This is a genomic window from Pedococcus sp. P1_H8, assembly GCF_056405175.1.
The window spans coordinates 1-492 of sequence record NZ_JBFUCP010000169.1; the positions used below are offsets into that span (position 1 = coordinate 1).

Genomic DNA, 492 nt, shown 5'->3' on the forward strand with positions numbered 1-492 from the left:
GTGGAGCACCGGGCCGTCGGCCGTGTCCTCGCAGATCGCGTTGACGATCAGCAGGTAGGGACCGCCCATGTCGGCATCGGGATCGGTTGACAGTGCATCGGTCTCGGGCGCGGGTGCCCACGGGATCTCGATGCCCAGATCGGCCGACGGCATCCTGCCGAGGTAGTTGAACAGGACCTGCGACTCCGCGCGGGCGGCGAGCAGGCCCGCGGTGCGGGCGTTCGCGTACCGCAGCATGCCAAAGCCGATACCGCCGTCGGGCGCGTCCCTCAGCCGCTCCTTCACGTCCTTGAGCACGCCCAGCGGTCGCTCGCCCGCCCGCAGCCGGACCGGGCTGATGCTGGTGAACCAGCCGACGGTGCGGGACAGGTCCACGCCCGGCGCCAGCTCCTCGCGGCCGTGCCGCTCCAGGTCGACCAGGAGGTCCGACGCGGCGCGGCCGGTGTCGCGGTGCCAGCGGCTGACGGCGATCCGCAGCGCGCTGAGCAGCAC

1 protein-coding gene is annotated in these 492 nt (G+C 72.6%); it reads right to left on the reverse strand.

The window, feature by feature from the left end:
* The coding region (locus AC1DYG_RS19430; RefSeq protein ID WP_477641494.1) for a condensation domain-containing protein at positions 1-492 on the reverse strand (492 nt) is incomplete at both ends.